At 68.7% G+C, this 4,710-nt stretch carries 4 protein-coding genes; 3 read left to right on the plus strand and 1 reads right to left on the minus strand.

Features of this window, described 5'->3' with window-relative positions; all coding sequences use genetic code 11:
• Positions 1-304: 304 nt before the first annotated feature.
• The 3 genes from ACIP37_RS37690 (at position 305) to ACIP37_RS37700 (ending at position 2,510) form a co-directional block, all read left to right on the plus strand.
• Positions 305-502, plus strand: a complete 198-nt coding sequence (locus ACIP37_RS37690; protein WP_363588963.1) for a hypothetical protein — start codon at positions 305-307, stop codon at positions 500-502.
• A gap of 435 nt (positions 503-937) precedes the next feature.
• Positions 938-1,120, plus strand: a complete 183-nt coding sequence (locus tag ACIP37_RS37695) for a hypothetical protein (protein WP_363588965.1) — start codon at positions 938-940, stop codon at positions 1,118-1,120.
• 58 nt (positions 1,121-1,178) lie between these two features.
• Positions 1,179-2,510, plus strand: coding sequence for a hypothetical protein (locus ACIP37_RS37700; RefSeq protein ID WP_400812592.1), 1,332 nt, complete (start codon positions 1,179-1,181; stop codon positions 2,508-2,510).
• A gap of 446 nt (positions 2,511-2,956) precedes the next feature.
• Here the strand turns inward: ACIP37_RS37700 and ACIP37_RS37705 are convergent, their stop codons facing one another.
• Positions 2,957-4,366, minus strand: coding sequence for an IS701 family transposase (locus ACIP37_RS37705; protein ID WP_400811043.1), 1,410 nt, complete (start codon positions 4,364-4,366; stop codon positions 2,957-2,959).
• Positions 4,367-4,710 lie beyond the last annotated feature (344 nt).

The raw sequence follows: 4,710 nt of genomic DNA on the forward strand, positions 1-4,710 counted from the left end.
CAACCGCCTGACCGCCAGTCCCGACAAAATCGGGCAATACCTCCGCCCGAAACCTCTCGCAGCAGCCTAAATCGGTATCGAACACCCTCTCAGAGAAGCGCACCGCACTCACCGCCGACCTCAACCTCGCCCGCAGCACCCTCGAACTGCGCCGCGGCCTGCGGCGGCACACCCTCTACCTGGAGGGGCTCACCACCGCCTTGCCGCCGACTGGCTGACCTACCGCCACCAGCGCTGGCCCACCAGCGTCAATCCCCACCTGCTGGTCACTCAGAAGACCGCCCTCGATCCGGACCACCCGGCCGTGCACCGGATCACCATGCAGGGGGTCCTGCCCAAGGGGCAGACCCTCGACAGGCTCCGGCAGGACCGGATCCTCGACGAAGCCTTCGCCACCGGCGACCCGCTCAAGCTCATGCGGCTCTTCGGCATCACCGAAGACACCGCCATGCGCTACGTCGGAACCGCTTACCCGGAGCGCACCGCGAAGCTGCCCCGGTAGCTGGCCAGGCCCTCCACCCGCTTCGTCGGCTTCCGTCTCAAGTCCACCACGGTGGACTTGAGACGGCGTGGAGGACCAGATCGGGGCCCTGGGCCTGATCTGGTCCTCCACGCCCTTGTGCTGTTCAACGCCCGACGGCCTCTGCGCGACCCGTACGACACTGGCGAGTGACAGCCCGCCCTCTAGGAGCTGTCAGGCCGATCATTGATGGCGTGCTCTGGCTGCTGCTTGGGGCGCCTGTGGCGGCGGCCTGAAGCCGATTGCCAGAGATCTGCTGCTGCGCGACCATCGTCGGATGGATACGGATGAGGTTCGGAAGCTGATTCGGGTTGTGCAGACGTGTTCTGTGGCTTTGTACGTGAGTACCGAGTTTTGAGAGCACTCGGGTGCTTGCCTCGGGGCCATGGTTGTGCTCTGCACGACGAGGGGTCCCTGGTGCTGCCGAAGTCCAAGGTCGATCTGTACGCGGCGATCCGCCGTGATGCTCGCGCGGGCCTGTCCGGCCGCGCGTTGCAGCGCAAGTACCGCGTCGGGTTCCTGGGTACGCCGCCCCCAGCGGCGGCGGGCCGGGAGACGGCCGGTGGCCGACTCGCACATGGCCTGTTCTTCCCTTCCTGAAGGGCGGGAGGGAGGGCCTAGGGTCAGGTGACGGTTCTGAGCGAGGAGAGAGGTCCGTGTGACCACCCAACGCTACGGTGATCTAGAACTGCGCTTCACTCCGGACATCCGCCGGGTCTGGCCCAACGTCATGCCTGGCGTCCGGCACGACTCCGCGATCTACGCCGCGAACGAGCCCATGCGCGACGGCTGGGGTCGCGCTGCGCACCACTTCGGGCCGCCCCTCACCGCCGGCGGCCTCCCCCGGGACGGTGCCGCACTGCTCCTGCGGGACCTTTCGGCGGACCGGAGCATGCTCCGGCCACCCGTGCGCTACGACCGGATCGGCGACCTGCCCCAGGATGTCTCCGTCGGGATCTGGCGGCCCGTCCCCCCGGACGGCTACATCGCCCTCGGCGACATCGTCGCCACCAACGCTCCACATCCCGATTTTGGTTCTTTCCCGGTGGTGTGCGTCAAACGGGAGCACAACGGGCGCTTGTACGTCCGACGGGGCGAGTTCGGCGACAGGTTGCTGGAGAGCGGGAACATGCGGCTGTGGTCGGTCGTGGCGCCACAGCAGTCGAACCAGGACACCGAGGAGCGGCTGTTGGTGCCGGCTGGGGGATTCACGGCGGTGTTCACGGCCGACCGGCCGTCGTCGACGCCGACCGGTTGGGTGCTGGACCTGCCGGCGGTCGTGGAGAGGCGTCCCGGGCCGGGTGTGCCACGCCTGACCTCGTTCGACCGGCCGCCCGCGCAGACGACGGTGACCGACCGCACGGTCACCGTGCCGTACTTCATGGTCGAGGACCCGGTCCGCGACGCGCACTGGCAGATCCGCAACTCGCCGTTCTACCGGATCCGCCGCCTCCGGCGCTTCGACGTCGCCCTGTTCCGCGACAACCGCAACGGGACGGTGCAGCAGGAGCAGTCGGAGGCCGTCACCACCGGTGTCAGCCGGGAGGACAGCACCGCCTTCAACGTCACCACCGGCATCAGCGTTGGCGTGGCGGTCGGCATCGAGGTGTCCGCGAAGCCCTTCGGCATGGGCGTCTCCGGAACCACCACGTACTCGGTGTCGGCGACCGTCGAACTGGGCTACGAGAGGCGCCGGAGCGTGACCGTGATGAACGAGGTGACCAGGACGTACGGGCTGGCCGTGCCGCCGCGCAGTTCCGGTTGCCTGTGGATGGAGCACCACCAACTCGTCCCGGTCCGCGCGGACGGCACCGAACTCGGCCCCCGGGCCTCGCTCGGCTTCCGCACCGACCACTACGTGACCGGCGAGTTCCCCGGCGGGGCCGGCGTGCGCGCCTTCACCGAGGAGGACGGAGGCGAACGGACACCACTGCCCGACAGCATCCCGCCCACCGTCATCACCACGGCCACGGAGGACGATCCGTCCTGACTGGGGTGCCGCGCCACCCGTCGGGGTGGCGCGGCACGTTGGGACATTCTCGCGCCCCCGACGCGCCAGAACCGCTGCCACTTCTCATCGACACTCGGGGCTCCAACCATCGCCTTGTGCTGCCATCTCGCACCAACAGGTGCTCTCGGTCCGCAACTACGCAGCCATGTTCTGCCTACCCGTTGCAGTGGGATGCCTGGACGGCAGACGGCCAGTACCTGTATCTCCGATACCGGCATGGTGAGGGCTGCGTCGAGTGGCATCGTGGGCCTGAGGATGATGCCGACACGCCGGACTCTTGGAACGAGGGCCTCTCGGGGCTCCTCGTCGAATGGGACGACGGCACCGACGGCGGTGTCATCAGCCTTGAGGACTTCCTCGCGGCAGCGGGTTTGGTGCTGGCGCCGGGTGGCTTACCGGTGGTTTGTTAAACCCGTAAGTAGAGATCAAGGGCTCGGCCGGTGGCCAACGAGGTGATGAGGGCTTGGAGTTCGGGTGGCGGGGGCGTTTGCGACCAGGCGTGCCAGTAGCGTTGGAGGGTGTGCCAGGGGTCGAGCCAGGCCCGGATTGCTCGGATGGCCCGGGGCCAACTGGGTTGCTGGGGCTGGTGGGACACGGGTGTGCCCCCTCTCTGGCCAGTCTGCGGTTTCGGCTGGCTGGGCCTGGTCCTGTGCTGTGGTTTCTTCGGCGAACCAGGCGTCCCAGCAGAAGGAGAATGCGCAGTTCACGAGGGTCTGGTGGCGGCGGATCGCTGTGTCGGAGCGGACCTGGAAGTCGGCCCGGCCTAGTTCGTCCTTGACCTGCTTGTGGCTTTGCTCGATCCAGTGCCGCAGGCCGTAGAGCCGGACGAGCTCGGCCAGGCCGGCGGGCGGGTGGGGACTGTCGGCGGTGCGGGGTGAGCCGGGTCGGGGCAGGTCGGTGGCCAGATACCAGGTGGCTTTGTCCGGCAGGGTGCCTGGGTCTGCGGTGGCCACCACCAGGCGGGTCCACCCGTCGGGTCCCCATGCTCCGAGGCGGGCGTCGGCGGCCCACCAGGTCTCGGTGTGCCCGTCGCGGAAGGTGCGGACAACCGGCGTCCACTCGCCTGGGTGCTCGGGATCTGTCCAGGTCAGGGCGTGTGCCGCTTCGACCGGGGTGTGCGCTTGGTCCCTGTAGGCCCAGGTACCGCGGCGGGGCTTGAGGGCCATGACGAACGGCAGGCCGGCCTCGCGCAGGGTGTGTCGGAACTCGTCGTGGTCGCCGTAGCCGCAGTCCGCCACCACCGCCCGGAACGTGACCCCGGCCCGCTGGGCCTGGCCGGCAAGGTCGGTGGCGAGCTGCGGCTTGGTGTGAAAGTCGGGGTCGTTGCGCTTCCTCGGGAAGTGGTGGGCCGGGGTGTAGGGCACCGCGTGTAGCGGATAGTAGAGGCGCTCATCCGCCCAGAGCGTGGTTACCGTGACGACGGCGTTGTGCGTCTTCCCGAGCCGGCCCGGCCACTGCCGCCCGACATGGGCGGTGGCCGTGCCGTCCTTGCGGTTTCCGGAGTCGTCGATCACCAACACGCCCTGGCCGTGTGGCGCGGTGGCCGGATCGGCCAGCAACAGCTCGAGCCGACGGGCGTTGACCTGCTCGAACTTCCACGTCGATTCCGACAGGAAGAACTGAAGCCGCTGCACCGCCGGATGCTGAGCCCCGGCCACCGGCTCGGCCCCGGCCAGGGCCGTGAGCGTCTTGTTCCGGTCCCGCGGCAGTAGCAGACCGGTCAGGTACTCGCGGAATCCTCGCCGCTGGGCGAGTGAGCTGAAGAGGTCGTCGAACCTGGCCGCGTACCCCTCGAGGGGCCCGGGAGCCGGTGGACAAGGTACGCGCGCGGTCATGGCAGCACCCCCGAAAGACTCTCCTCACCGATACTGCCGACCTGACCCCATGTCAACAAACCATCAGTAAAATCGCTCTCCCGCTGCGCACTTCGCAGGATGGCATGTGTTCGGACCGGGCTGACCGGGCCGACGCCCGCACCGGGGCCCTCGGGTGCGCGCGCGGCCGCCGCGGCGGGAACCGCCCGGGTGCGGCTCGCGGTGACGAACCGGCCCTCTGGCAGCGGGGTTCACGGCGGGCCTCGCCTGCTCAGAGGGTGTTCGATACCGATTTAGGCTGCTGCGAGAGGTTTCGGGCGGAGGTATTGCCCGATTTTGTCGGGACTGGCGGTCAGGCGGTTGGT

The sequence above is a fragment of the Kitasatospora sp. NPDC088861 genome, from assembly GCF_044750105.1.
In the GTDB taxonomy this organism is placed as follows: Bacteria; Actinomycetota; Actinomycetes; order Streptomycetales; family Streptomycetaceae; genus Kitasatospora.

What these genes read in the sequence shown, in the direction of transcription:
- ACIP37_RS37705 (WP_400811043.1), bottom strand. Translation starts at nt 4,366, where the DNA reads ATGACCGCGCGCGTACCTTGTCCACCGGCTCCCGGGCCCCTCGAGGGG.